Origin of the sequence: Floridaenema flaviceps BLCC-F50, from assembly GCF_041929275.2 — a bacterium.
In the GTDB taxonomy this organism is placed as follows: Bacteria; Cyanobacteriota; Cyanobacteriia; order Cyanobacteriales; family Aerosakkonemataceae; genus Floridanema; species Floridanema flaviceps.
In genome coordinates, this window is record NZ_JBHFNR020000001.1 from 2903346 (window position 1) to 2925387 (window position 22042).

The following is a 22042-nucleotide window of genomic DNA, read 5'->3' on the forward strand; positions in this document are numbered from 1 at the left end:
CATCAATAGGACAAAGTTAACCCAAGAGGCTATGGAACGACAAAGCCTAAATACCTTTGAGTAACCCAGTGAAATTCTTTGCTGTTAAGTAAAATAGCCTCTTAACACCGCTTCTACTTCTACCCCAAGAGTTAACTTTTCGCAATAACTCAAAGTAATTTTTGGTTTAAACGTATTGTAAATCACACAAGAGAGGGAGTTAGGAAGAGTTGAAGCAGTAATTCCATTATCTCTTCCATCTCCCCAACTCCCCATCCCCCCATCTCCTCACCTCCCCATCCCTCTTTCTCTGGGATCTGTACCAGTGAATGCAAAGGTTTTAAGCTGATAATTGGTTTAATCGCCAAGTAAATTAAAGTTACCTAGATAACAATTATGGAATTTGTATCCGATCCTCCCGTTTGGATGAAAATCCAAAAAATGAAACAAAGAGTCAGATGGCAAGAACCAATAATTGTGAAACGGGGAATAGATCAAACTCAGTTAGTAATAGATGATGGTCAAGAAGATCAGCCGGAATTCTCTTTTTTAGTAATAGGAGATAGCGGTTCAGGAGCCCACCGAGAACATCACCCACAACGCAAAATTGCCGAACAAATGTTGTTGCATCGAGATGATTGTCGATTTGTACTCCATACAGGGGATGTAGTTTATTTAGTCGGTTCTAGCGAGTACTATCACAAAAATTTTATTGAACCATATCGAGAGTTTTTAGTGAATGGGGAAAAGCCCAAAAACATTAAATATGACCAAATGCTGTTCAATTATCCGTTTCTGCCTGTACTGGGAAATCACGATTATTATGATTTGCCATTTGTTTATGGATTATTAGCACAAACAGCTTTACCTTTGCGTCGTCTTTTCCGTTCCCAAATTGATTTTGATGCTGGTTGGCATGGTTCATTTCAAGGAGAAGCTTACGCCAAAGCTTTTTTAGATTATTTATTAGATATTAATAATAGACAACAATTAGAAGAACATCTCGATCGCTTTTACAACGCCAATACCAATAATGGTCGTTGTTTGCGTTATCAACCTAAAGAATTCACTCGATTACCGAATCGTTATTACACTTTTCGTTCTGGCGGTATTGATTTCTTTGCTTTAGATTCTAATACTTTCAATTCGCCCTTACCTTTGTCTGAAGATGCTGAGGGAGATGCAAATCGCCGCATTTTAGAAAAACGGCGTGCTGATGCAAGGCAAGAACAACAAGAAATTATGCAAACTATGAATTCTCTAAATCCCGATCGCCCAGAAGAAGCGGAAAGATTTGATGATTTACGCACTAAACTGGAGCAATTAGAAGAAATTGAAAAAGATGTAGATAAACATTTAAATGCTACCGGAGAAGTTACCGTTGATTGGGAACAATTAAACTGGTTACAACAAAGGTTAATCGAGTCTTGGCATACCGATTCAGTGAGGGGTAGAGTAATTTATTTGCATCATCCTCCTTACGTTACAGAAGCAACAAAGTGGTATCAATCCCAAACTCTAGCAGTGCGTTATCGCCTGCGTGAGGTGTTAGATGAAGTAGCAAAAGCTGTGGGAAATTTAGCTGGCGATCGCCCTTTAGTAGATTTAGTTTTGACTGGTCATGCTCACTGTTTAGAATATCTCCGCACGACTAATACAGGACATGGCGATTCTCATATTAATTGGATTGTTTGTGGCGGAAGTGGTTATAGTTTGCGTCGCCAAAGAGAGGAAGGTTTAGAAATAACTCAACATTTAGCAAATTTATCTGGTAAAGAGACTCGGACTGTGGCGCGATCGCTACTTTTTATCGGTCGTAGTGGTCAAGGTTATCACAAACGTAGACCTTATTCGTTTTTGCGGATTGATGTGCGATCGGGAACACCTCCTAAATTTGTAATTCGTCCCTTTGTCGTTGAAAGATACCAACAGCAATGGCACGAAAATCAAGTCAAACCCTTCGAGATTTGAATAAGTAACTAAATTAGTTAACCCTGCCACTTTTAAAATGTTATTGCATCCACTAAAAGACATAAAAACTGTAGACATCTAAACTGAATAAGTTATACTTAGTCGCTCTTAATACTGAGGGATAAAATACATTTTCTCTCCCATTTGGTTGATGCGACTCCCAACCTAAATTTGTTGCAATAAATATTTAGGAAACAGTGTAGGAAAACATTAAGATTATGCGTCCATTGAACATAGGCTTGTCCCAAGAACAACGTCAAGGTGTAATCGATTTATTAAATCGTGACTTGTCAGATGCTTATTTACTGCTAATCAAAACCAAAAAATATCACTGGGATGTAGTTGGCCCACAATTCCGTTCTCTACATACACTGTGGGAAGAACATTACACAGCTTTGACAGCTAACATTGATGCACTCGCGGAACGAGTTCGTGCTTTAGGTGGCTATCCTATTGGTACAGCTAAAGGTTTTCTGGAAAACTCTTCCATTAAAGAAGAAGCTGGAACTCTACCTAATGCTTATGGCATGGTAGAAAATTTAGTATCAGATCATGAATTAATTATCCGCAATTTGCGCGATCACGTAGACCAATGCGGAGATAATTTCCACGATCAAGGTACCGCCGATTTCCTCACAGGATTGATGGAACAACATGAAGAAATGGCATGGATGTTGCGTTCCTTTATTGAAGGAGAGCAAATTACCCCAGATGGTAAACTCTCCTCTGATTTAAGAGTTCCTGTAGAAGCAAATAGCAGATAGAGTGAGATCCCCGACTTCTTGAAGAAGTCGGGGATCTATGGATCTCATTCATCTTCTTCTTTTTGCCATTGCGCTAAAGTTTGCCAAGCATTAAACCCGCGATACTGAAGATAATTAACTAACTTACTCTTAGTTTTTGGGTCAATATTGCCAAAGTCTGTAATGTGATATTTCCGCATTATCTTCGCTTTTAAGTCAGCCAAATCGTCCGTTTCTTCATTCTCTTCTTGTGCTGACCACACTTCCTCAAATACATCGCTAGAAATGCCTTTTTCAAAACACTTACGTTTGATCATAGACTTGCCGTATTTACCTTGAGATGAAGAAATTAAACTTTCGACCAAACGAGCGTCTGACTGATAACCAAGCTCTTGTAAATGATTAATAGCTGCGACGATTTCAGCTTCTTCAAAGCCTTTTTCTTTACCTTTTTTTTCCAACTCACGAGTGCTATATTCTCGACGTGCCAAAAGCAGATAAAAGTAATCAATGCAAGTCATATATAACCTTCATTAATTAAAGAATAGTTATGAAAAGATTATTTCCTTGTTAATATTGTAACACCTTAAAGATTTATGCAATGGCTAAAATATACTAGATATATTTCAAGTAATAATTTTAGTGGTAAAAAAACTATGTTGCTCAATTTAATTGCAGATTACGGGAATGGCGATCCAGCTTTTGCAGAAGTAATTCAACGTCTGATGGCAGAAATACCGGAAGCGCAGATTCACTGTCTTTCAGTACCGCCTTTTAGTACTTTAGCAACGGGTTTTTGGGTAGCGCAATTGGGTTTAAATAAAGGGCCTAAAAATCGGTTAATTTATCATAACTGTGCGCCGCGACAAGACAACCCAGAAGCGAGACAAAATAACGAGGGGGAAGGGTTGACTTATGCTTTGTTACCTAATGATGTGAAAGTTGTCGGAGTTTTTGCCGGATACACCCTTTCTTTTATTAAGAATCATGCTCAAGTTTTGCATACAATCAAAGTTTCTAGGGGAGGTTCGCAGTTTCGATCGCGTGACGTTTTCCCTGCTGCTGTAGGTGCGATCGCCAAAGGAGATCTCAGCCTTTTAGGAGAACAATTACACCCCGAACAAATACCCGACGCACCAACAGATAGAGTAGCTTGGATTGATGGCTATGGTAACATCAAAACCACCATTCCTGCACATACAATCAACCTAAAACCAGAAGAAAAAGTAGTAATTCGAGTCGGAGATGTGGTCAGCGATGCCATATATTCCGATGGCAGTTTTCGCGTTCCTGAAGGTACTTTAGCATTTTCGCCCGGAAGTTCAGGATGGGAAACAGCAACCGGAGAAACTATTCGTTGGATGGAACTGTTTTTGCGCGGTGGTAATGCTTGGGATCGTTTTGGTAGACCTCGCTTAAATCAAACCGTAACTCGCCTTTCCTAAATTAGACATCTCTAGAAATGAACGGTGCGTTATCTTGTAGAGACGTTGTATACAACGTCTCTACGAATGAAGTCTATGGCAGAGGTAAATAAACAATCCGATCCTGATACTCATCGTTTTCCGAAGCAAGAGCAGCTAAAATTAACTCTTCGAGATTTCCACCAATGCCTAAATCGGAATTGAGAATAAAAATACCAGGTATATGGCGATTTTGAGCAAGATGATCGGCTAAATGTACAGGCATAGAAGCACGATTATTAGTCACCAAAACAAACCCATTGACTTCACACCAGCATAAAATTTCTGGATCTGGCGTGCTTTTAGGAGGATTACCAGGATCTCCTACCATAAGAACAACTAATTCAGGATATTGCCGCAAAAGTTGAGTTTGATAAACTCGATCGACATTCTCATCTAAAAGATACTTCAGTGCCACTTGCTTTCCTCATTGCTTCCCTTTCTGCTCTCAGTTTCCGCAGTTTTTCAGAAACAGGAGGAGGATTGCGTTTTTGTTCTTCTCGCATCCTGCGACCATGCTCAATCCAATTAGCGAGGTAAGTACTGACTGCTTCTTTGTTGTGCAGATAGTACAGAATCGTAGCGTAGACTTGTTCTAAATCTAGGGTTCGATAACTCTGGGCAATTTCCTCTGGGGTACGACACCGATGGATAAAATCGTATAAAACAGTTTCAATCCCTACTCTTGTGCCTTTTATCCGAATCTCATCAGGACTGAGGAAATCAAAATAATCTTCTAATTGCATTTTTCCAGGCTTATAGATTCATTTGGGATAATACTAAGGTAGCGTTTGCTAAAACATATTTATAGCTGCCTTGTTAAATATTTTCAGTACAATTTCTAATAATACTATTTATTCAGTTAGCGTTGGCGATCGAGCAAAATCATGACCAAAGCCAGGATTCTTGACCCATCCGAGAGCTACACTTTTAGTAAATATGCCGAATTAGCCTACGATAGTGCCGATATCCTAGCTGAATTCGGAGTTACCCTCAACAATACTTCACTCGAACTCCCACAGCAGTTGCCGATCGATCCACAACCACTGAGAATAGAACTGCAAGAAAATCTTACTTTAGTAGATCCAGTTTCCGAGATAGCTAGACGTGAAGCGCTAATCTTTCCTATTCTCAAGACGATTTGTAAGTTCATTCAAGTACCACTCAAAATTGAATATCCTGTGCGAGTCAGCAATTGGCTCAAAGGCACTTTTGATTATTTTATTCCTACTCAACACAATTTATTAGTAATTGAAGCGAAAAATGCCGATTTAGCAAGAGGTTTTACTCAGTTGGCGGTAGAATTAATTGCCCTAGATCAATGGACTGATTCAACAGTTCCAATGCTTTATGGCACTGTCACAACAGGAGATGTCTGGAAATTTGGTATGTTTCAGCGTCAAGAAAAAATCGTTCACAAAGATATCAACACATACGCCGTTCCTAGCGATCTAAATTTGGTGCTTTCTGTTCTGTTTGGTATAAGTTTGAGTTAGGTGGAAATTGCTGAAACCAAATCCGCTTTAGCTAGACTACTTACCTAAAAATCAAAACCTTTGTTTAAAGCGGATTTGATTAAGGTGCGAAAGTAGCCTTTAATCTACATTCCGCACCTAGAATGCAACCAGAGAACACATTTTTTTGCCACTCAGCGCCCAGTCAAAAGCTCCAGTTTTTCGGGATACCGATCGCCTTGCACTGCGATTTTGGATGCCGCATCATTGATGTCCCGCAGATCGTTGGGCGTAAGTTCGACTGAAACTGCCCCGATGTTTTCCTCCAAGCGATGCAGTTTCGTGGTGCCTGGAATCGGCACGATCCAAGGCTTTTGAGCTAACAACCAGGCGATCGCGATCTGAGCAGGTGTCGCCTGCTTCCTTTGGGCGATGCTGGCAAGCAGATCGATCAGAGCCTGATTCGCCTTGAGAGCTTCCGGCGTGAAGCGAGGCAGAGTGCTGCGGAAGTCAGAGCGATCGAAGGTTGCGTTTTCGTCGATCTTGCCAGTGAGAAAGCCTTTACCCAGAGGACTGTACGGGACAAAGCCGATTCCGAGTTCTTCAAGAGTCGGTATCACTTCCGCTTCCGGCTTTCTCCACCACAGCGAGTATTCGCTCTGGAGTGCCGTCACGGGCTGAACTGCGTGGGCGCGACGGATTGTTTGCACACCTGCTTCCGAGAGTCCGAAGTGCTTAACCTTACCTTCCTCAATCAGTTCCTTTACCGCTCCCGCTACGTCTTCGATCGGCACATTTGGATCGACTCGATGCTGATAGAGTAGATCGATCGCCTCAACCTTAAGTCTCTTGAGCGATCCCTCCACAGCTTCCTTAATATGCTCCGGTCGGCTATTCAGTCCGGGCGAACCCTTCATCCCGCGAGGATCGGAATTCGGACTGATGTCGAACCCGAATTTGGTAGCAATTACCACTTGCTCGCGGAAGGGAGCAAGAGCTTCACCCACAAGCTCTTCGTTTAGGAACGGGCCATAAACCTCGGCGGTGTCAAAGAAGGTGATACCACGTTCCACTGCTGCTCCCAAAAGAGCGGTCATCTCCTGTATGTCTTTAGGTGGGCCGTATGAAAAGCTCATTCCCATGCAGCCAAGTCCGATCGCCGAAACTTCTAAGTTGCTGTTGCCAAGTTTGCGCGTTTGCATTGTTACTCCTTCGAGTTATTCAGATTTCAGGGATGCCATATCAATTACGAAGCGGTACTTCACATCGGACTTGAGCAGTCGATCGTAGGCTTCATTGACCTTCTGGATGGGGATAACTTCCACATCTGCGGTGATGTTGTGCTCTCCGCAAAAGTCGAGCATCTCCTGAGTTTCGGCAATGCCGCCAATGCTAGAGCCGGAGAGACTGCGGCGAGCCATGATCAAGCTAAATGCTGCAATATCCAGGGGCTTTTCGGGTGCGCCGACAAGGGTGATGTTACCGTCGCGACCCAGCAGGTTGAGATAAGCGTTGATGTCGTGCTTAGCAGAGACGGTATCAAGAATGAAATCGAAGCTGTCAGCGTGCTTCTGCATCTCGTCAGCATTGCGGGAGACAACCACTTCATCAGCACCAAGGCGGAGCGCGTCTTCCGTCTTGTCGGGGGAGGTAGTGAAGACGACGACATGGGCATCAAACGCACGAGCAAACTTCACGCCCATGTGACCCAATCCGCCCAGACCGACCACACCAACTTTCTTGCCCTTGGTGACTCCCCAGTGGCGCAGGGGTGAATAGGTTGTAATCCCGGCGCAGAGGAGCGGTGCGACTCCAGCGAGTTCGAGGTTGGAGGGGACGCGCAGAACGAAGCGTTCATCGGCGACAATACTATCGGAGTACCCCCCGTATGTGACTGGGGCGGTCTTGTGCTTGTCCGGGGAGTTGTAGGTGAGAGTCAGGTTCGAGCAGAACTGCTCAAGACCATCTTTGCAATGGGGGCAGGTACCGTCAGAATCGACCATGCAGCCGATCGCCGCAAGGTCTCCGGGCTTGTACTTGGTCACTGCCGAGCCGACTTTAGTGACGCGACCGACCATCTCGTGACCGGGGACGATCGGATAAGTCGTGGACATGAAATCGCTCCACTCGTTACGCACTGAATGGAGGTCGGAGTGGCAGATGCCGCAGAAGAGGATTTCGATCTGTACGTCGTGTTCGGTTGGATCGCGCCTGGGAATCGTATCGGAAACCAGCGGCGATGTTGCACTGGCAGCGGAGTAAGCCTTCGCGTTATACATGGATTTATGCTCCTATAGGAAAAATACTCTGGTTTCAATCCTAGAGATGGAAAACTTATTGCCCCCTCTATCGGTAGAGATGGGAATTTTTTAAGAAGCAAGGTTAGCCTTGATGCAATTTTGGCGATCGCTAGGCGAATCTCTTGCCGGATCAAAACTGGAGTTTTCTCTTGTATAAAAGTCCAGAATGTTTACAACAAGCCGAAATCTTTTTTCAATGCTTTAGCTTCATTCTACGAAGCATAAAGGGCAAGCAATAGAACGATCGTCTAAGATTGTTGTACAATCCTGCAAAATTTAGAAATGAACGCTGCAAAAACGAGTGAAATCTCCGATCGGGATTTAATGAACAACCCCCAGGCAAAGCGCGAAACAGAGAGAGCGCAAGCCAACCGAGACGAACTGAAAGAGCGGATTGCCCAGGCGATTCGTCATGATGGAACGATCGAGCCATTGAAAGGATTGCACTTCCACCGTTCCTCTTCGCCTTCAGAATGCGTTCATGGTGTCTCTTTCCCTGCCTTTTGTGCGATCGCGCAGGGCAGCAAAGAAGTTCTTCTGGGTAGCGATCGCTATCAGTATGACCCAATGCACTATCTGCTGGCGACAGTCGAACTGCCCATTGTCAGCCAAGTTCTGGAAGCGTCCAAAGCGCAACCGTACCTTAGCCTTCGCCTGGATCTCGACCCCACTCTTGTCGGTTCAGTCATGGTTGAGGCGGGCTATGGCTCATCGCGTAGCCGTGCTGATGTGAAAGCGATCGATGTAAGTCCCTTAGATGCAAATCTGTTAGACGCTGTAGTGCGGCTCGTCAGGCTCATAGATTCCCCAGCTGAAGCTCCTGTTCTCGCACCACTGATTAAACGGGAAATCATTTACCGACTCCTGATGGGAGAGCAAGGTAATCGGCTGGGCCATATTGTCGTTCTGGGGGGCTACACTCACCACATCGCTAGAGCGGTCGATCGACTGCGTAAAGACTTCAACCAGCCGCTGCGGATTGAAAGCATCGCACGAGAGCTTGGCATGAGTGTATCGGGCTTCCACCATCACTTCAAGTCTGTCACTGCCATGAGTCCCTTGCAGTTCCAGAAACAACTGCGGCTCCAAGAGGCTCGCCGTCTGATGCTGGGAGAAAACCTTGACGCTACCACTGCTGCTTATCGAGTGGGGTATGACGATCCCTCGCACTTCAACCGGGAGTATAAGAGGCTTTTTGGTGCTCCACCGATGCGCGATGTGGAGCGGCTGCGAGAAGCTGCTAGGAAGACTGCTAGTTAAACACGATCTCCTCAACAAGCCTTAATCTTGCCAGAAATCGCTAAAATTAATACCAATTCTCTATAAAGATGCGCTTAATTCACAAGAACCCCAAACCCCTCCCCGTCTACAGTCCCGGTTCTATGAAGGAGCGCAATTTTACAGAGAATTGGTAGCCAGATTTTGCACCAAGAGGCAGAGCCTCCATTTTCGTTCCCAGGTTGAACGAGTATCTGGGAGGTAGAACCTCCCCTGGTGCAAGAGCTAAGTAAAACGTTGGCTACTGGGAAACAAAAACTTTAGCTTCATGTTCGCTCAAATCAACTATGAACCTATTATCCTTCGCTTCTACACCGTTACCTTCTAACCAATCATACCAATTATTATGATCTGGGAAGTGGTTAATTTGGTATTTATCGAAGTTTTTGTCTGAAAAGTTTGCGACTACAACTACTCGCGCTCCATCTTCATTCCAACGCTGATAAGCTAATACCTTATTATCTGCATCTTGATGGAATAAATCTACATTTTCGCTGTGGAGTGCGGGATTTTGTTTTCGCAAAGTAATCAATTTGTGGTAATACTCAAATAAATCATGATTGAGTTGATTTTCTAACAACTTCCAGCGAATTGGATTTGGCTTATCTGTAGTTTCGGTTTTAGGTTTGCATTCGCCAAATTCCTCACCCATCCAAATTAGCGGTACTCCCACTGCTGTCATTAACAAGACTGCTCCTAATTTCGCTATTTTAAAAGCAGCTTCGTCAAAAATCCCAATCTTACCCAGTTGTTCTAAAACCCGTTCTTGGTCATGAGTTGCTAAGTAATTTATTAATTTATTAGTGGTGCCATAATTTTGCTGTTTTGGATTGAAAACTTCGGTCAATTTATCTAAATTAAAGTGATCGCTGCATAAATGCTCTAAGACAAATTGATGATAACTTTCATGCCATAAACCATCCATCGGCCCAGCAGGAGCGATAATACTTGGTTCTTCAGGAATGCACTCAGCAATGTTATAAAAAGGTTTATTTACGGCAACTTTTTTCGCTTCTTGAGTAATCCAATTCAGAAAATCCAAATTCGGCTTTTCAATATCCAGGCTAGTTAGTTGAGAAACCGCATCAAAACGAATACCATCAAGGTGATATTCTTGAATCCAAAACCGCACGACATCGCCAATAAACTTCCAAGCCGGACGAATATCTAATTTTTCATCAAAGTATTCATAATTAAATTCAGGTCCCCAATAATCAGATGCTTTTTTGTGTTCTTTCTTAGAAGCATAGTACCAATAGTTGCGATCGATCTTCAGTAAAGGCGTGTCCTCAGCAGAGTGATTAAAAATCCCATCCATAATCACTCGAATACCTCTAGCATGGCACTCATCAACAAACCTTTTTAAATCTTCTGGGGAACCATAACTATTTTCTAAAGCAAAGAAATGGCTAACTAAATAACCCCAGCGATAATCACCTGGATGCTCATTTAATGGCATCACTTCGATCGCATTAACTCCTAATTCTTGCAGATAATCTAACTTCTCAGTTGCGCGTTTTAATACCTCTGGTTTTTCTCGGTTAGGAACACAACCAGAAAAATCAGCAACGTGCAATTCATACATTACTAATTCATGATTGTCAGGTAATGGTCGATCGTCGTATTGCCAAATATATGTATCAAGAATTCTTTCGCCTTCTTTCACTCGTATTACAGCACCAGAACTATGAGGATCTATTTCTGTGGCGTAAGGATCGGCTATTTCTACCCATTCTCCTAATGCTGATGAATTATTAGTTTTAACTCGAAACTTATACTGATAAATTCCATCTGTTAAGTCTACTGAAGTCCGAAAATAACCATCTTTTCCTTTAGTCATCGGCGTTTCTTGCCAATTGTTAAAAGAGCCAATTAAAGCGGCAGCTTGGTTGTTAGGAGCAAACAAGTTAAATTCGATCGAACTAGCCATGATTACCTTGCAGATGTAATAATTTTTTATTGTGAATATGGTTGCGATCGCACCAAATATCACCTTGCCAAATTTAGTAACTTTTAGGTTAACATTCTTAGCAAAAAAAATACTTCTATCAAAGGAATGAAACAAAGCCTTCAAGATGATACAGAAATCATCCCTAAGAATGATAACTCTCAGCAGTAAATTTGCAAAAACTCAAAATATGCTCTTAGGGAAAGTGATTATGAAAACTTGGAAAGAATTAAAATTAGACCTGAAGTTTTTTTGGGGTTCCTTATTTTACTTAACTTATGCACCGAAAGCATTTATTTACTCCCGATGGCGCGACGCTGTAGAAGCTCAATACTTCACTCCCAGCAGCGAACAAAAGTTCGATAAACCTGGTAAACTACTGCGTGCAGAACCCATTTCTAGCGGCGCTAACTTTTACTTTGAACAAGCAGAATTAGAAATAACTTTTCTCACAGTTGATTTAGTAAGAGTTGATTGGAAACCAGGTATTCCGCCAATTCCTTATGCGATCGCTCGTCATGAATGGTCAGAAGTAGCAACTAATTTAGAAGAAACAAACGAATATTGGATTATATCGAGCACTGCTTTAAAAATCATTATTGGGATAGATGGTAGCCTGAAATTTTACGATAATCAAGGGCAAATTATTCGGGAAGAAATGCCGCCAGAACGCAAAGTTGAGGGTTGGATTCATCAAGCAAAATTGCGAACTGAAGAACGTATTTATGGTTTAGGAGAAAGGTCAACACCCTTAAATCTTCGCACTGCCAAAGAGACAACTGAAAAAGGCGAAATTACCGATCGATCAAAAACTTTTCGGATGTGGAATTATGATGCTGCGGGAATGTATGCACCAGGATCGGACCCAATGTATTTGTGTATTCCCTTGTATTTAGGTTTGCATTCTCTTGGCAGTTATTTGGTTTTTTATGAAAACAGTTTTGAAGCTTTCTTCACATTCTCCGATGTAGCAAAAGCTGATTTTGTCGGCGGTTCGCTGCGTTATTACTTTACTTATGGAACTCCGGCAAAACTATTAGAAACCTATACCGAATTAACTGGACGATCGCCATTACCTCCAAAATGGGCATTAGGTTATCATCAATCGCATTGGGGATATCGTACCGAACAAGCAATTAGAGAAGAAGCACAGGCATTTGAAAAACATGATTTACCTTTAAGTGCGATACATTTAGATATTGATATTCAGGTAGGATATCGGGCATTTACGATCGATCCCGATCGCTTTCCCAAACTTCCCAGTTTTATTAAAGAACTCTTAGATCAAGGAGTAAGATTTATCGCCATAATGAATCCGGGAATTAAGCATAGTCGTCACAGTAACTTATTCCTGGAAGGGCAACTTTTAGAAGCATTTTGTCGCTTACCAAACGGCGAATTAGTGATAGGCCCTGTTTGGCCCGGTTGGTGTGTTTTTCCTGATTTTACAAACCCAGTAGTGCGTAAATGGTGGAGTCGGCAATATGAATATTTATTAGACGTAGGAGTAACAGGTTTTTGGCATGATATGAATGAACCTGCGGCATTTATTTTGTGGGGCGATCGATCGCTTCCCAAACCAACACAACATTACATGGAAGGTAGAGGCGGCGACCATCGAGAAGCGCACAATGTTTATGGATTATTGCAAGCAGAAGCAGGTTATGAAAGTCTGTCCAAACATCGACCAGAACAGCGACCTTTTATCGTTTCGCGTGCAGGTTGGGCGGGACTTCAACGTTATGCTTGGACATGGACAGGCGACATCGAATGTACATGGGCAGCGATGCGAATTACTGTTTCTACAGTCGTCGGTTTAGGATTATCAGGAATACCTTATACTGGGCCTGATATTGGTGGTTTTCAAGGCAATCCTAGCGCCGAACTTTACTTGCGTTGGTTCCAAATGTCCACCTTTTTCACCTTTTACCGCACCCACTCTTCAAACAACGTAGAAAATCGCGCACCTTGGACTTATGGCGAACCTTACTTAAGCATTATTCGGGAATTTATGCAACTACGTTATCGCCTAATTCCTTACTTTTACACCTTATCTTGGGAAGCAACACAAAAAGGTTTTCCTCCCGTCCGTCCTCTGTTTTGGAATGATAGCGAAGACTCGCAACTTTGGGATATTGACGATGCTTTCATGTTAGGTGATGCGTTGTTAGTTTGTCCGGTATTTGAAGAAGGAGAAACCGAAAGAGAAGTTACCTTACCGAAAGGACATTGGTATAGTTTTTGGGATGACCAAATCATCGAAGGTTCCCAACAAGTTAATTTACCAGCACCATTAGAAAAAATTCCTTTATTGGTGAAAGCAGGAAGCATTTTACCAATGGAAGAAGGAGACAAATTAACCCTACATATCTACCCATCTTTGTCAGGAACAAATGAAACGCAATTTTACTTTGATGCAGGTGATGGTTATGGAGAATCGCGCTTAGATAAATTCCGTATGGTACGATTTGAAGACGGAATAGAAATCTTTTGGGAACAACAAGGAGAATATGCTTTTCCTTACCAAACAGTGAAGATTCAACTGCATGGAATGGAAGCAAAAGCAGCTTGGGTAAATGGTAACTCCGTTGACTGCCAAGGTAATTATCTAGTAACTGAACAATTTCCTCAAATGTACGTTGCTGGAGAATTTAAAATACATTAGAAGGTTAAGATTAGGTACGTTGTTGCGCTTTAGCGCTCTTATTACCACTCGCGATGGGAGCGCTGAAGCGCAACAACGTACTCATTTTTTCTGGAAGTAGGAACCATGAACTTTTTTCTAGGTTGTGCCGTGTGGTCATATAAAGGTTGGGTAGGAAACTTCTACCCTGCAAAAAGTCGGCAAAGTGACTTTCTTCGCCTTTACAGTCAGCGACTCACCACCGTTGAAGGTAACACCACATTTTATGCAATTCCTGATAAAAACACTGTCGATCGATGGGCGGAACAAACGCCGCCAGAATTTCAATTCTGCCTCAAATTACCAAAAGATTTAACGCATAACGGACTACTACAACCCTCAATTCCCAGCGCATTAAACTTTCTCGAACAAATGCGCGGTTTAGGCGATCGCCTCGGCCTAATTTTCGCCCAACTACCACCCAGCTACTCACCAGAATTATACGACGACCTGAGCAATTTTTTAACAGCTTGGCCCCGCAGTGAAGCACCATTAGCTTTAGAAGTGCGTCATCGAGATTGGTTTACAGAACCTCATGCCGAAAAACTGACAAATCTCTTACAAAATTTAGGAGTTGGAAGGGTATTATTAGATTCTCGACCAATTTATTCTGGCCCAAACGATCCACAAGTACAATTAGAAAGACGTAAACCTCAGTTACCATTGCAACCAAGTGTCACGACTTCCTTTAGTTTAATTCGGTTTATTAGTCATCCCAACAAAGAAGTTAATCAACCATTTTTAAACGAGTGGGTAACACAAATAAATGAATGGTTGCAGCAAGGTACAAACATTTTTTTCTTTGTACATTGTCCAGTTGAAGAAAACTCGCCACACACAGCGAGATATTTTCAGGAATTATTAGAAAAAAATGGTGTAGCTGTTCCTCCTTTACCTTGGAATGATATTGATGGAACAGCTACACAATTGACTTTATTTTAGGTACGTTGTTGCGCTTCAGCGCTCTTACTAACTTTTATTCTCTACGTTCTTGATAATCTTCGGAAGAAGTGGGGTCTAATTCCCAGCGTCGATCGTCCCGTTGATCTAAAATTTCAGTAGTGCGGAGGAAAGCGCGATCGTCCATTTCCAAACCGACAGCAGCACCCAATTCATCAACAATACTCTGATCGGGAGTAGCGACAGTTCCACCTACAGCTTCTTCACCTTCAGTATCAGCTAGTTCCCAAGCAGCATCTACATCACCACCACTTAATTCGGGACTAGTTGAAGTGTACTGTTTCTCCTCATCCCGCAGTCTGCGCGTGCCAATATTGTATCCCGGTTCTGTATGAATTCCAGTTCCGTAAGACTCGGTGATCTCTTGCGGTAGATCGGAAGTCACCTCTTCATTATTGTTTATGTTGTTATCTGTTTTGTCAGCCATAATACACGCTCCTTATACCTTACCAGGTTACTTTCTCGCCGCGAAATTGAGGTCTGACTTTAGAGCGAAACTGCTCTATAACTTTTGAATGAAGAACACGCAGAAAACCGATCTATCACTTTAGTATGACGAGAATTCAGGGCGAAAATGCCTAACCTGGAAACAGGTCTGAGCTAAAGATTACCACTTTTGTTGAGATGAAAAATATCTGAGGATGCCATGAAACGTGATGAATTTTATAAGCACGTTCAAAGCATAGCTCAGCTTGGCTCTCGTGATGAAGCAGAGCGTGCTGTTCGTGCTACTTTAGAAACGCTTAAAGAACGTCTTGTCGGTGATGAAGCTAAAGATTTAGCTTCTCAATTACCAGCAGAAATTGGGGAGTATCTACGCGGTAGAGAAGGAGAGAATGGGCAAGCCTTTTCTCTACAAGAATTTTATCAAAAGGTTGCCGAAAAAGAAAGTGTAGATCCAGTTACAGCCGCTACTCATGCGCGTGCTGTTTTCTCGGTTTTAAATACTGCCGTTACACCTGGGGAATTTGCAGATGTTAGGGCTAATCTTTCGCCGGATTATTTGGACTTATTACCTTCAGCTAACCCCAGTTCACAAGTAGTTTCTGGAAGTTAAATCGAACAAATTTTACCAACACTTTGAGGAAATAAAATGACACATCATAACGGTCATAGTAATAAACGAGTAGCAATTCTCATTGAAACTGGAGTGGAAGATTCCGAGTTTCAAATACCTTATAAAGCGCTAAAAATGGCGGGATTCGATGTAGTTGTTCTCGGTTCTCGGATGAACAGCACTTATGTAGGAAAGCAAGGCAAAGTTTCCCAGAAACCTGATGCTACAACTACTGAATCTCGCCCGGAAGAATTTGATGCAGTAATCATTCCTGGGGGAATGGCTCCTGACACAATGCGTACTAATCTAAATACAGTTAGATTTGTGCAGCAAGCAATGGAGCAAGGAAAATTAATTGCTGCTGTTTGTCATGGGCCTCAAGTATTAATTGAAGGCGATTTACTCAAAGGTAAAAATGCCACTGGCTATCGCGCAATCCGCAAGGATATGATTAACGCAGGTGCTAATTACCTTGATGAACCTTTGGTAGTTGATGGCAATTTAATTACTTCCAGAAGACCGGGAGATTTAGCAATTTTCACCACTGCAATTTTAAGCCGTTTGGGTTATGGTGGGAAGGAAGTAGACCTGCCTAATGAGAGTGATATTACTGCTGAATGGTGGAAGCTTGCTGATGCTTGGGGCGGTTCTACAAAAGGCGACATTGTTAAAGCTTTGAATACATCTCTTGCAGGTGAGCGTTATTCTCATGAAGAGTTTCAGAAGTATGCAGAAAGAAGCTCAGATCCAGAATTGCGATCGCTCTTACAAGAAATAATCGCTAACAAAGCCAGCCACATTCAAATGATCGAAGCACGCCTGAATGCACTAGGCGAAAAACCCTCTTTACCAGCACAAGCAGCTGATACTTACGCCAAAATAAAAACTGGCTTACAAGGTAGCGACGATCTGTTTATGTTGCGTACTGCTTTAGGTGATATGCAAACAGCAGTTGTGGATACATATCAACTGAGTACTCAACTTACTGACCCAATTTCCACCGCATTATTTATGGAAATTGAAGAAGATTTAGCCAAATACGAACGGCTTTTAGCAGACCTTTATAAAGCACGTTTTGCTGGAGAAATTGCACCAGCAGCTAAACCTTCTACAAGTCCTGCTGTAGGTGTTTAATTTGGGGATGACAGGCAAGATGCCTGTCCTACGGGACTGGGAAATTTAGTTTTTATTTCCCTATCTTTTGGAAAAATTAAGAGGTGAAAAAGTGGAAAGACGTTTAGAAGGAAAAGTTGCCATTGTTACTGGCGCAGGCACAGGAATTGGGGAAGCTATTGCTCACAAATTTGCTAAAGAAGGCGCAAAAGTTGTAGTTAATGGTTTACCCAGCGATCCAGTATCAGAAGTAGTAGAAGCAATTAAAAAATATGGCGGTCAAGCTGTCGCTTATGCGGGTGATATTTCGGAAGAAGATCATGCTCAAGCTTGCGTTCATGCCGCAATTACTGAGTTTGGAAATCTCCACATTTTAATTAACAATGCTGGTGTTTTCTTGACAACATCAGAAATGCAACATTATCCGGTAGAAGACTTCGATCGCACTATCAGAATGAACATTCGTTCCGCATTTCTGATGACAAAATACGCTTTACCACACTTACAAAGAACTAGAGGAAACATCATTTCCGCAGGTTCCGAAGCTGGTTTCAATGGGTTAGCACAAAACGCTCCTTATGGCGGAACAAAAGGCTGGATGCACTCTTTTATGAAAGGAGTTGCTGTTGAACAAGCTAAATATGGCGTGCGAGCAAATTGTGTTTGTCCGGGTGCAATTGATACTGCTTGGACACACAAAGAAACAGGGCCAATGGATTCCAAAATGGAGCAAACTTTAATTACAGCTACACCAATGGCGCGACGGGGTACACCGGAAGAAATTGCCAATGTTTATGCTTTCTTGGCATCAGATGAAGCCAGTTATGTGACGGGTGCATTGTGGTTAGTTGATGGCGGTGTAACTGTTGCTAAAGGTTCAGTTGGTGAAGATACACCAAATTATTTGCGAGAAGAACCTCAAGGTGAGTTGCGCTTAGATCATTCGTTAGAAGGATTAAAAAACAAAGAAACTCACGCTATCAAGAAATAAGCTAGCGAGGGGGAAGTATGACACCATTTCGCGATCGCACAGAAGCAGGTCAATTATTAGGCGAAAAATTGACTAATTACGCTAATCGTCCAGATGTTTTGGTATTAGCATTACCTCGTGGAGGGGTTCCCGTTGCTTTTGAAGTAGCTAAAACTTTAAATGCTTCATTAGATGTATTTATCGTGCGAAAATTGGGAGTTCCTAGCCATACAGAATTGGCGATGGGTGCGATCGCATCAGGTGGTGTCTGCTTCTTGGATGAAGAAACTATCAGAGCATTTGATGTTTCCCCAGAAGCGATCGATCTAGTAATGGAACATGAAAAAAAAGAATTAGAACGGCGGGAAAATTTATACCGAAAAAACCGACCGGAAACTAATTTTCGCGATCGCACAATCATTTTAGTAGATGATGGTTTAGCTACTGGCGCTACAATGCGGGTTGCTGTAATGGCACTAAAACCTCATCAACCAAAGTCTATTGTAGTGGCGGTTCCTGTTGCCGCTACAGAAGGTTTTTCTGAGTTTGGCGCAGAAGTAGACGAAGTGGTAAGTGTAATTTTGCCCGAAAGACTTTGGGCGATCGGACATTGGTACAACAACTTTTCCCAAACCACAGATCGAGAAGTTTGTTCGCTATTGGAACAGGCAACCTGTCAACTTTCAGCAACTTAATTATTTAGGAGTAAGTGAGTAATGAAAACCTTGAATTTCCGCAAATTAATAGTACTTTGCATCGCTACAATTACCCTATTTTTGGGTCAATTTTTAAATTCTGGAAACTCGCTGTTAGCACAATCAAGTTCTATCACTCCAGAAGGCGACTATTACCAAGTTGCACCAGAATATGCAGGTAAAGGCCCCGTTAATTCAGTCAAAGAGACAGTGAAAAACGCTACAGAAAATGTAGTAGAAAAACTGAATTTGAATGAACCGCTACCTCCTGAAACGAAAAAGTTTATCAATCAAGTACAAGATTCAGTTGGTAACACCGCCAAGCCAATCACGGGAAATCAAGAAGGAAACTTCGAGAACGAAAATACCCAAATTAGACGGTGATTAATTAAGCAAAAGTTGTTAGTCATTTAATTTCAGGAGATTCAGATTAATGAAAGCAGTTTGCTGGCATGGTGCTAATGATGTCCGGGTGGAAAATGTACCCGATCCCAAAATTCTTAACCCCCGTGATGCCATTATTAAAATTACTTCGACGGCAATTTGTGGCTCAGATTTGCACATTTATGATGGCTTCATTCCCACAATGGAAAAAGGGGATATTTTGGGTCATGAATTCATGGGAGAAGTAGTTGACTTAGGCAGTGCGGTAAAAAATGTAAAAATTGGCGATCGCGTGGTCGTTCCCTTCACCATTTCTTGTGGCAACTGCTTTTTTTGCAACCGCGATCTATGGTCACTTTGCGACAATTCTAACCCGAATGCTTGGATGGCTGAAAAAATGATGGGTCATTCACCATCGGGATTATTTGGTTACTCCCATTTATTCGGTGGATATGCAGGCGGACAAGCAGAATATGCCCGCGTTCCCTTTGCCGATGTTGGATTATTTAAAATACCTGAAGGACTAACAGATGAACAAGTTTTATTCCTCACAGATATCTTTCCAACTGGTTATATGGCAGCCGAAAATTGCCGAATAGAACCAGGCGATACTGTAGCAGTTTGGGGTTGTGGCCCTGTAGGACAATTTGCCATTAAAAGTGCTTATTTGTTGGGGGCAGATCGGGTAATTGCGATCGACAGAATTCCCGAAAGATTACAAATGGCAAAAGAACAAGGAAAAGCCGAAATAATTAATTACGAAGAAGTCGATGCAGGCGAAGCATTAAAAGAAATGACAGGCGGAAGAGGGCCCGATGCTTGTCTGGATGCCGTAGGAATGGAAGCGCATGGAACAGGTCTAGATGCCTTATACGATAAAGCCAAACAAGCAGTACGTTTAGAAACAGATAGACCCACCGCATTAAGACAAGTAATTGTCGCTTGTCGTAAAGGTGGAAGAGTATCTTTAGCAGGTGTTTATGGCGGCTTTTTAGACAAAATTCCGATGGGTGCAGCCTTCAACAAAGGCTTATCTTTCAAGATGGGACAAACTCATGTTCATCGCTACTTAAAACCGTTATTGGAACATATCCAAAACGGCAAAATAGACCCATCTTTTGTGATTACCCACAAGATGAATATAGAAGACGCACCCAAAGGCTACGAAATTTTCAAACACAAAAAAGATAACTGCATCAAAGTTGTTTTAAAACCGTAAATTAGGAGGTTATATGCTGCTCAAAAGCAAAGAAACTGGCACTCTGATTCAAATTCATGATACTGAATCTCTGATTAATCCTAATCAGCATGAAATCAGCGGACGAGATCAAGCCGGACAAGAAGAACAAAATACAGCTACTTACAGCAAGGAAGAATTAGTTTTCCCATCCGGTGAAAGTCTCCCCCGTTGTTGGCTAGATGCCAATTACACAAAAGCTTAGTCATTAGGTAATAGGTAGTAGGTAGCGGGAATGGCAAATTTTAACCGACTACCAACTACCGACTACCAACTACCAACTACCAAAGGAAAGAACTATGCCCGATACAAGTGTTAAAAAAGTAGATTCTGCCTATTCTCCTAAAGGTGAAATGGGGCAAAAATATCTCGCTTCTGGAAAAAGTCTTGCCATGCGTCTTTGGGAAGATGAACAACCAAGTGATGCTAAACCAGAAGCACAAAGAGAGTATGAAACAGTCGGTTATGTGATTAAAGGTCGTGCAGAATTACACATTGAAGGACAAATGGTTTTACTAGAACCTGGTAGTTCTTGGGTAGTTCCTCAAGGCGCATCTCATACTTACAAAATTCTCGAATCATTCACAGCAGTAGAAGCAACTTCTCCTCCTGCACAGGTTCACGGACGCGATGAGTAATGATGACTGAAGTCATCACAACGAACTTTCTTAGATCCCCGACTTCTTGAAGAAGTCGGGGATCTGGATTCAGACTATATAAATAGATATAAATAAAACTTAAGTTTTGTATAACTTCAGGATGAAGAGCAAAAATAATTAAACAGCTATTTATTAAGTAAGGTTAACATTCAACGAATCGCAAAAAAAACGTGGTTGAGGACAGTTTATCAAAGAATGTTTGCTGAAATGAAACCACGCAATCTTAGGAGCTTTTCATGTTTTTTCATCAGAAAAAATTGCAATATTACAAAAGACCTGAACAACCTGATGCAGTTTACGCAAAGAAAATTCAAGAACTCATCGGCGGTACATTTGGCGAAATGACCGTGATGATGCAATACTTATTTCAAGGTTGGAATTGTCGCGGGCCTGTGAAGTACCGAGATATGCTTTTAGATGTCGGTACTGAAGAGATTGGGCATATTGAAATGTTAGCTACATTGATTGCCCATTTGTTAGATAAAGCGCCTGTTTCTGAACAAGAAGAGGGAGCAAAAGATCCCATTATTGGTGCAGTAATGGGCGGTTCAAATCCCAGAGAAATGATTATGAATAGCATGAATCCGCAACACGCGATCGTCTCTGGTTTAGGTGCGACTCCTAGCGATAGTGTTGGCTATCCTTGGAATGGTCGTTTTATTGTCGCAAGCGGCAATTTATTAGCAGATTTTCGTTCCAATCTTCACGCAGAATCTCAAGGTCGTTTGCAAGCTGTTCGGATGTATGAAATGTCAAACGATCCTGGTGTAAAAGATACTTTGAGTTTCATGATTGCCCGCGATACTATGCACCAAAACTTGTGGTTAGCGGCAATTGAAGAGTTGGAAAAAGACAATTTGGAAACAACTCCTGTGCCCAGTTCTTTCCCATTAGAATTGGAAAAAAGAGAATTTGCCTATCAATTCTGGAATCATTCTGATGGTACGCAAAGTGCTGAAGGACGTTGGGCAAAAGGCAAATCAATGGACGGTAAAGGCGAGTTTGAATATATCGCTAATCCCGAAGGTTTAAGTGCAGAACCAGAACCGCCAATGCCCGATCCTAAATTGCATGGTACTCCCAAAGGTCGTTAAGTAAAAAACTTCAGATCCCCGACTTCTTGAAGAAGTCGGGGATCTAGGGGATTC

General features: G+C 42.2%; 24 protein-coding genes. 16 read left to right on the forward strand and 8 right to left on the reverse strand.

Annotation, left to right across the window (positions count from 1 at the left end):
- Positions 1-84 precede the first annotated feature (84 nt).
- Positions 85-255 carry a hypothetical protein gene (locus tag ACE1CI_RS13990; protein WP_413262719.1) on the reverse strand — a complete coding sequence of 57 codons (171 nt, stop codon included), beginning with the start codon at positions 253-255 and terminating at the stop codon, positions 85-87.
- Positions 256-375: 120 nt separating this feature from the next.
- Here ACE1CI_RS13990 and ACE1CI_RS13995 point away from each other — a divergent pair, with 120 nt between their 5' ends.
- The gene (locus ACE1CI_RS13995; protein ID WP_413262720.1) at positions 376-1950 is read left to right on the forward strand and encodes a metallophosphoesterase family protein; all 1575 of its coding nucleotides are present in this window, start codon (positions 376-378) and stop codon (positions 1948-1950) included.
- 218 nt (positions 1951-2168) lie between these two features.
- Positions 2169-2714: a Dps family protein gene (locus ACE1CI_RS14000; RefSeq protein ID WP_413262721.1), complete on the forward strand. Its 546-nt coding sequence runs from the start codon at positions 2169-2171 to the stop codon at positions 2712-2714.
- A 44-nt stretch (positions 2715-2758) separates the two neighbouring features.
- Here the strand turns inward: ACE1CI_RS14000 and ACE1CI_RS14005 are convergent, their stop codons facing one another.
- Positions 2759-3214: a regulatory protein RecX gene (locus tag ACE1CI_RS14005; protein WP_413262722.1), complete on the reverse strand. Its 456-nt coding sequence runs from the start codon at positions 3212-3214 to the stop codon at positions 2759-2761.
- 135 nt (positions 3215-3349) lie between these two features.
- Here ACE1CI_RS14005 and ACE1CI_RS14010 point away from each other — a divergent pair, with 135 nt between their 5' ends.
- Positions 3350-4138: an SAM hydrolase/SAM-dependent halogenase family protein gene (locus ACE1CI_RS14010; RefSeq protein WP_413262723.1), complete on the forward strand. Its 789-nt coding sequence runs from the start codon at positions 3350-3352 to the stop codon at positions 4136-4138.
- Between the two features lie 73 nt (positions 4139-4211).
- On the opposite strand, the gene ACE1CI_RS14015 is transcribed toward ACE1CI_RS14010, so the two are convergent.
- Together ACE1CI_RS14015 and ACE1CI_RS14020 are read right to left on the reverse strand one after the other, a co-directional pair.
- Positions 4212-4574 carry a DUF5615 family PIN-like protein gene (locus ACE1CI_RS14015; RefSeq protein WP_413262724.1) on the reverse strand — a complete coding sequence of 121 codons (363 nt, stop codon included), beginning with the start codon at positions 4572-4574 and terminating at the stop codon, positions 4212-4214.
- The gene (locus tag ACE1CI_RS14020) at positions 4549-4902 is read right to left on the reverse strand and encodes a DUF433 domain-containing protein (RefSeq protein WP_413262725.1); all 354 of its coding nucleotides are present in this window, start codon (positions 4900-4902) and stop codon (positions 4549-4551) included. The genes ACE1CI_RS14015 and ACE1CI_RS14020 overlap by 26 nt, the downstream gene beginning before the upstream one ends.
- A gap of 141 nt (positions 4903-5043) precedes the next feature.
- Between ACE1CI_RS14020 and ACE1CI_RS14025 the strand changes: the two genes are divergently transcribed.
- Entirely contained in the window at positions 5044-5652 is a 609-nt protein-coding gene (locus ACE1CI_RS14025; protein WP_413262726.1) for a hypothetical protein, read from the forward strand.
- 152 nt (positions 5653-5804) lie between these two features.
- On the opposite strand, the gene ACE1CI_RS14030 is transcribed toward ACE1CI_RS14025, so the two are convergent.
- On the reverse strand, positions 5805-6812 hold the full coding sequence (locus ACE1CI_RS14030; protein WP_413262727.1) for an aldo/keto reductase: 1008 nt from the start codon (positions 6810-6812) through the stop codon (positions 5805-5807).
- 15 nt (positions 6813-6827) lie between these two features.
- Positions 6828-7889, reverse strand: coding sequence for a zinc-binding dehydrogenase (locus ACE1CI_RS14035; RefSeq protein ID WP_496615466.1), 1062 nt, complete (start codon positions 7887-7889; stop codon positions 6828-6830).
- A gap of 303 nt (positions 7890-8192) precedes the next feature.
- Between ACE1CI_RS14035 and ACE1CI_RS14040 the strand changes: the two genes are divergently transcribed.
- Positions 8193-9170 (forward strand): AraC family transcriptional regulator, encoded by a 978-nt coding sequence (locus tag ACE1CI_RS14040; protein ID WP_413262729.1) that lies wholly within the window; start codon positions 8193-8195, stop codon positions 9168-9170.
- A gap of 259 nt (positions 9171-9429) precedes the next feature.
- On the opposite strand, the gene ACE1CI_RS14045 is transcribed toward ACE1CI_RS14040, so the two are convergent.
- Complete coding sequence (locus ACE1CI_RS14045; RefSeq protein ID WP_496615467.1) at positions 9430-11253, reverse strand: alpha-amylase family glycosyl hydrolase; 1824 nt, start codon at positions 11251-11253, stop codon at positions 9430-9432.
- A 94-nt stretch (positions 11254-11347) separates the two neighbouring features.
- On the opposite strand from ACE1CI_RS14045, the gene ACE1CI_RS14050 reads away from it, so the two are divergent.
- A complete protein-coding gene (locus tag ACE1CI_RS14050) occupies positions 11348-13801 on the forward strand; it encodes a glycoside hydrolase family 31 protein (RefSeq protein ID WP_413262731.1) in 2454 nt (817 codons plus the stop codon).
- Positions 13802-13906: 105 nt separating this feature from the next.
- Positions 13907-14761, forward strand: coding sequence for a DUF72 domain-containing protein (locus ACE1CI_RS14055; RefSeq protein ID WP_413262732.1), 855 nt, complete (start codon positions 13907-13909; stop codon positions 14759-14761).
- A gap of 34 nt (positions 14762-14795) precedes the next feature.
- On the opposite strand, the gene ACE1CI_RS14060 is transcribed toward ACE1CI_RS14055, so the two are convergent.
- Positions 14796-15206: a DUF6335 family protein gene (locus ACE1CI_RS14060; protein WP_413262733.1), complete on the reverse strand. Its 411-nt coding sequence runs from the start codon at positions 15204-15206 to the stop codon at positions 14796-14798.
- 219 nt (positions 15207-15425) lie between these two features.
- Here ACE1CI_RS14060 and ACE1CI_RS14065 point away from each other — a divergent pair, with 219 nt between their 5' ends.
- The 9 genes from ACE1CI_RS14065 (at position 15426) to ACE1CI_RS14105 (ending at position 21988) form a co-directional block, all read left to right on the forward strand.
- Positions 15426-15836: a DUF2267 domain-containing protein gene (locus tag ACE1CI_RS14065; protein ID WP_413262734.1), complete on the forward strand. Its 411-nt coding sequence runs from the start codon at positions 15426-15428 to the stop codon at positions 15834-15836.
- Positions 15837-15872: 36 nt separating this feature from the next.
- Complete coding sequence (locus ACE1CI_RS14070; RefSeq protein ID WP_413262735.1) at positions 15873-16970, forward strand: DJ-1/PfpI/YhbO family deglycase/protease; 1098 nt, start codon at positions 15873-15875, stop codon at positions 16968-16970.
- A gap of 91 nt (positions 16971-17061) precedes the next feature.
- Positions 17062-17940, forward strand: a complete 879-nt coding sequence (locus ACE1CI_RS14075; protein ID WP_413262736.1) for an SDR family NAD(P)-dependent oxidoreductase — start codon at positions 17062-17064, stop codon at positions 17938-17940.
- A gap of 17 nt (positions 17941-17957) precedes the next feature.
- Positions 17958-18614 carry a phosphoribosyltransferase gene (locus ACE1CI_RS14080; RefSeq protein ID WP_413262737.1) on the forward strand — a complete coding sequence of 219 codons (657 nt, stop codon included), beginning with the start codon at positions 17958-17960 and terminating at the stop codon, positions 18612-18614.
- Positions 18615-18635: 21 nt separating this feature from the next.
- Positions 18636-18998 (forward strand): hypothetical protein, encoded by a 363-nt coding sequence (locus ACE1CI_RS14085; RefSeq protein ID WP_413262738.1) that lies wholly within the window; start codon positions 18636-18638, stop codon positions 18996-18998.
- A 49-nt stretch (positions 18999-19047) separates the two neighbouring features.
- Positions 19048-20217 carry a zinc-dependent alcohol dehydrogenase gene (locus ACE1CI_RS14090; RefSeq protein WP_413262739.1) on the forward strand — a complete coding sequence of 390 codons (1170 nt, stop codon included), beginning with the start codon at positions 19048-19050 and terminating at the stop codon, positions 20215-20217.
- 13 nt (positions 20218-20230) lie between these two features.
- Positions 20231-20440 (forward strand): acetyltransferase, encoded by a 210-nt coding sequence (locus ACE1CI_RS14095; RefSeq protein ID WP_413262740.1) that lies wholly within the window; start codon positions 20231-20233, stop codon positions 20438-20440.
- 94 nt (positions 20441-20534) lie between these two features.
- On the forward strand, positions 20535-20873 hold the full coding sequence (locus tag ACE1CI_RS14100) for a cupin domain-containing protein (protein ID WP_413262741.1): 339 nt from the start codon (positions 20535-20537) through the stop codon (positions 20871-20873).
- A 257-nt stretch (positions 20874-21130) separates the two neighbouring features.
- Positions 21131-21988, forward strand: a complete 858-nt coding sequence (locus ACE1CI_RS14105) for a manganese catalase family protein (protein ID WP_413262742.1) — start codon at positions 21131-21133, stop codon at positions 21986-21988.
- The last annotated feature ends 54 nt before the right edge of the window (positions 21989-22042 follow it).

Coding starts and splice junctions, on each gene's coding strand:
- ACE1CI_RS13990 (WP_413262719.1), bottom strand. CDS start 255: ATGGGGAGTTGGGGAGATGGAAGAGATAATGGAATTACTGCTTCAACT.
- ACE1CI_RS13995 (WP_413262720.1), top strand. CDS start 376: ATGGAATTTGTATCCGATCCTCCCGTTTGGATGAAAATCCAAAAAATG.
- ACE1CI_RS14000 (WP_413262721.1), top strand. CDS start 2,169: ATGCGTCCATTGAACATAGGCTTGTCCCAAGAACAACGTCAAGGTGTA.
- ACE1CI_RS14005 (WP_413262722.1), bottom strand. CDS start 3,214: ATGACTTGCATTGATTACTTTTATCTGCTTTTGGCACGTCGAGAATAT.
- ACE1CI_RS14010 (WP_413262723.1), top strand. CDS start 3,350: ATGTTGCTCAATTTAATTGCAGATTACGGGAATGGCGATCCAGCTTTT.
- ACE1CI_RS14020 (WP_413262725.1), bottom strand. CDS start 4,902: ATGCAATTAGAAGATTATTTTGATTTCCTCAGTCCTGATGAGATTCGG.
- ACE1CI_RS14025 (WP_413262726.1), top strand. CDS start 5,044: ATGACCAAAGCCAGGATTCTTGACCCATCCGAGAGCTACACTTTTAGT.
- ACE1CI_RS14030 (WP_413262727.1), bottom strand. CDS start 6,812: ATGCAAACGCGCAAACTTGGCAACAGCAACTTAGAAGTTTCGGCGATC.
- ACE1CI_RS14035 (WP_496615466.1), bottom strand. CDS start 7,889: ATGTATAACGCGAAGGCTTACTCCGCTGCCAGTGCAACATCGCCGCTG.
- ACE1CI_RS14040 (WP_413262729.1), top strand. CDS start 8,193: ATGAACGCTGCAAAAACGAGTGAAATCTCCGATCGGGATTTAATGAAC.
- ACE1CI_RS14050 (WP_413262731.1), top strand. CDS start 11,348: ATGAAAACTTGGAAAGAATTAAAATTAGACCTGAAGTTTTTTTGGGGT.
- ACE1CI_RS14055 (WP_413262732.1), top strand. CDS start 13,907: ATGAACTTTTTTCTAGGTTGTGCCGTGTGGTCATATAAAGGTTGGGTA.
- ACE1CI_RS14060 (WP_413262733.1), bottom strand. CDS start 15,206: ATGGCTGACAAAACAGATAACAACATAAACAATAATGAAGAGGTGACT.
- ACE1CI_RS14065 (WP_413262734.1), top strand. CDS start 15,426: ATGAAACGTGATGAATTTTATAAGCACGTTCAAAGCATAGCTCAGCTT.
- ACE1CI_RS14070 (WP_413262735.1), top strand. CDS start 15,873: ATGACACATCATAACGGTCATAGTAATAAACGAGTAGCAATTCTCATT.
- ACE1CI_RS14080 (WP_413262737.1), top strand. CDS start 17,958: ATGACACCATTTCGCGATCGCACAGAAGCAGGTCAATTATTAGGCGAA.
- ACE1CI_RS14085 (WP_413262738.1), top strand. CDS start 18,636: ATGAAAACCTTGAATTTCCGCAAATTAATAGTACTTTGCATCGCTACA.
- ACE1CI_RS14090 (WP_413262739.1), top strand. CDS start 19,048: ATGAAAGCAGTTTGCTGGCATGGTGCTAATGATGTCCGGGTGGAAAAT.
- ACE1CI_RS14095 (WP_413262740.1), top strand. CDS start 20,231: ATGCTGCTCAAAAGCAAAGAAACTGGCACTCTGATTCAAATTCATGAT.
- ACE1CI_RS14100 (WP_413262741.1), top strand. CDS start 20,535: ATGCCCGATACAAGTGTTAAAAAAGTAGATTCTGCCTATTCTCCTAAA.
- ACE1CI_RS14105 (WP_413262742.1), top strand. CDS start 21,131: ATGTTTTTTCATCAGAAAAAATTGCAATATTACAAAAGACCTGAACAA.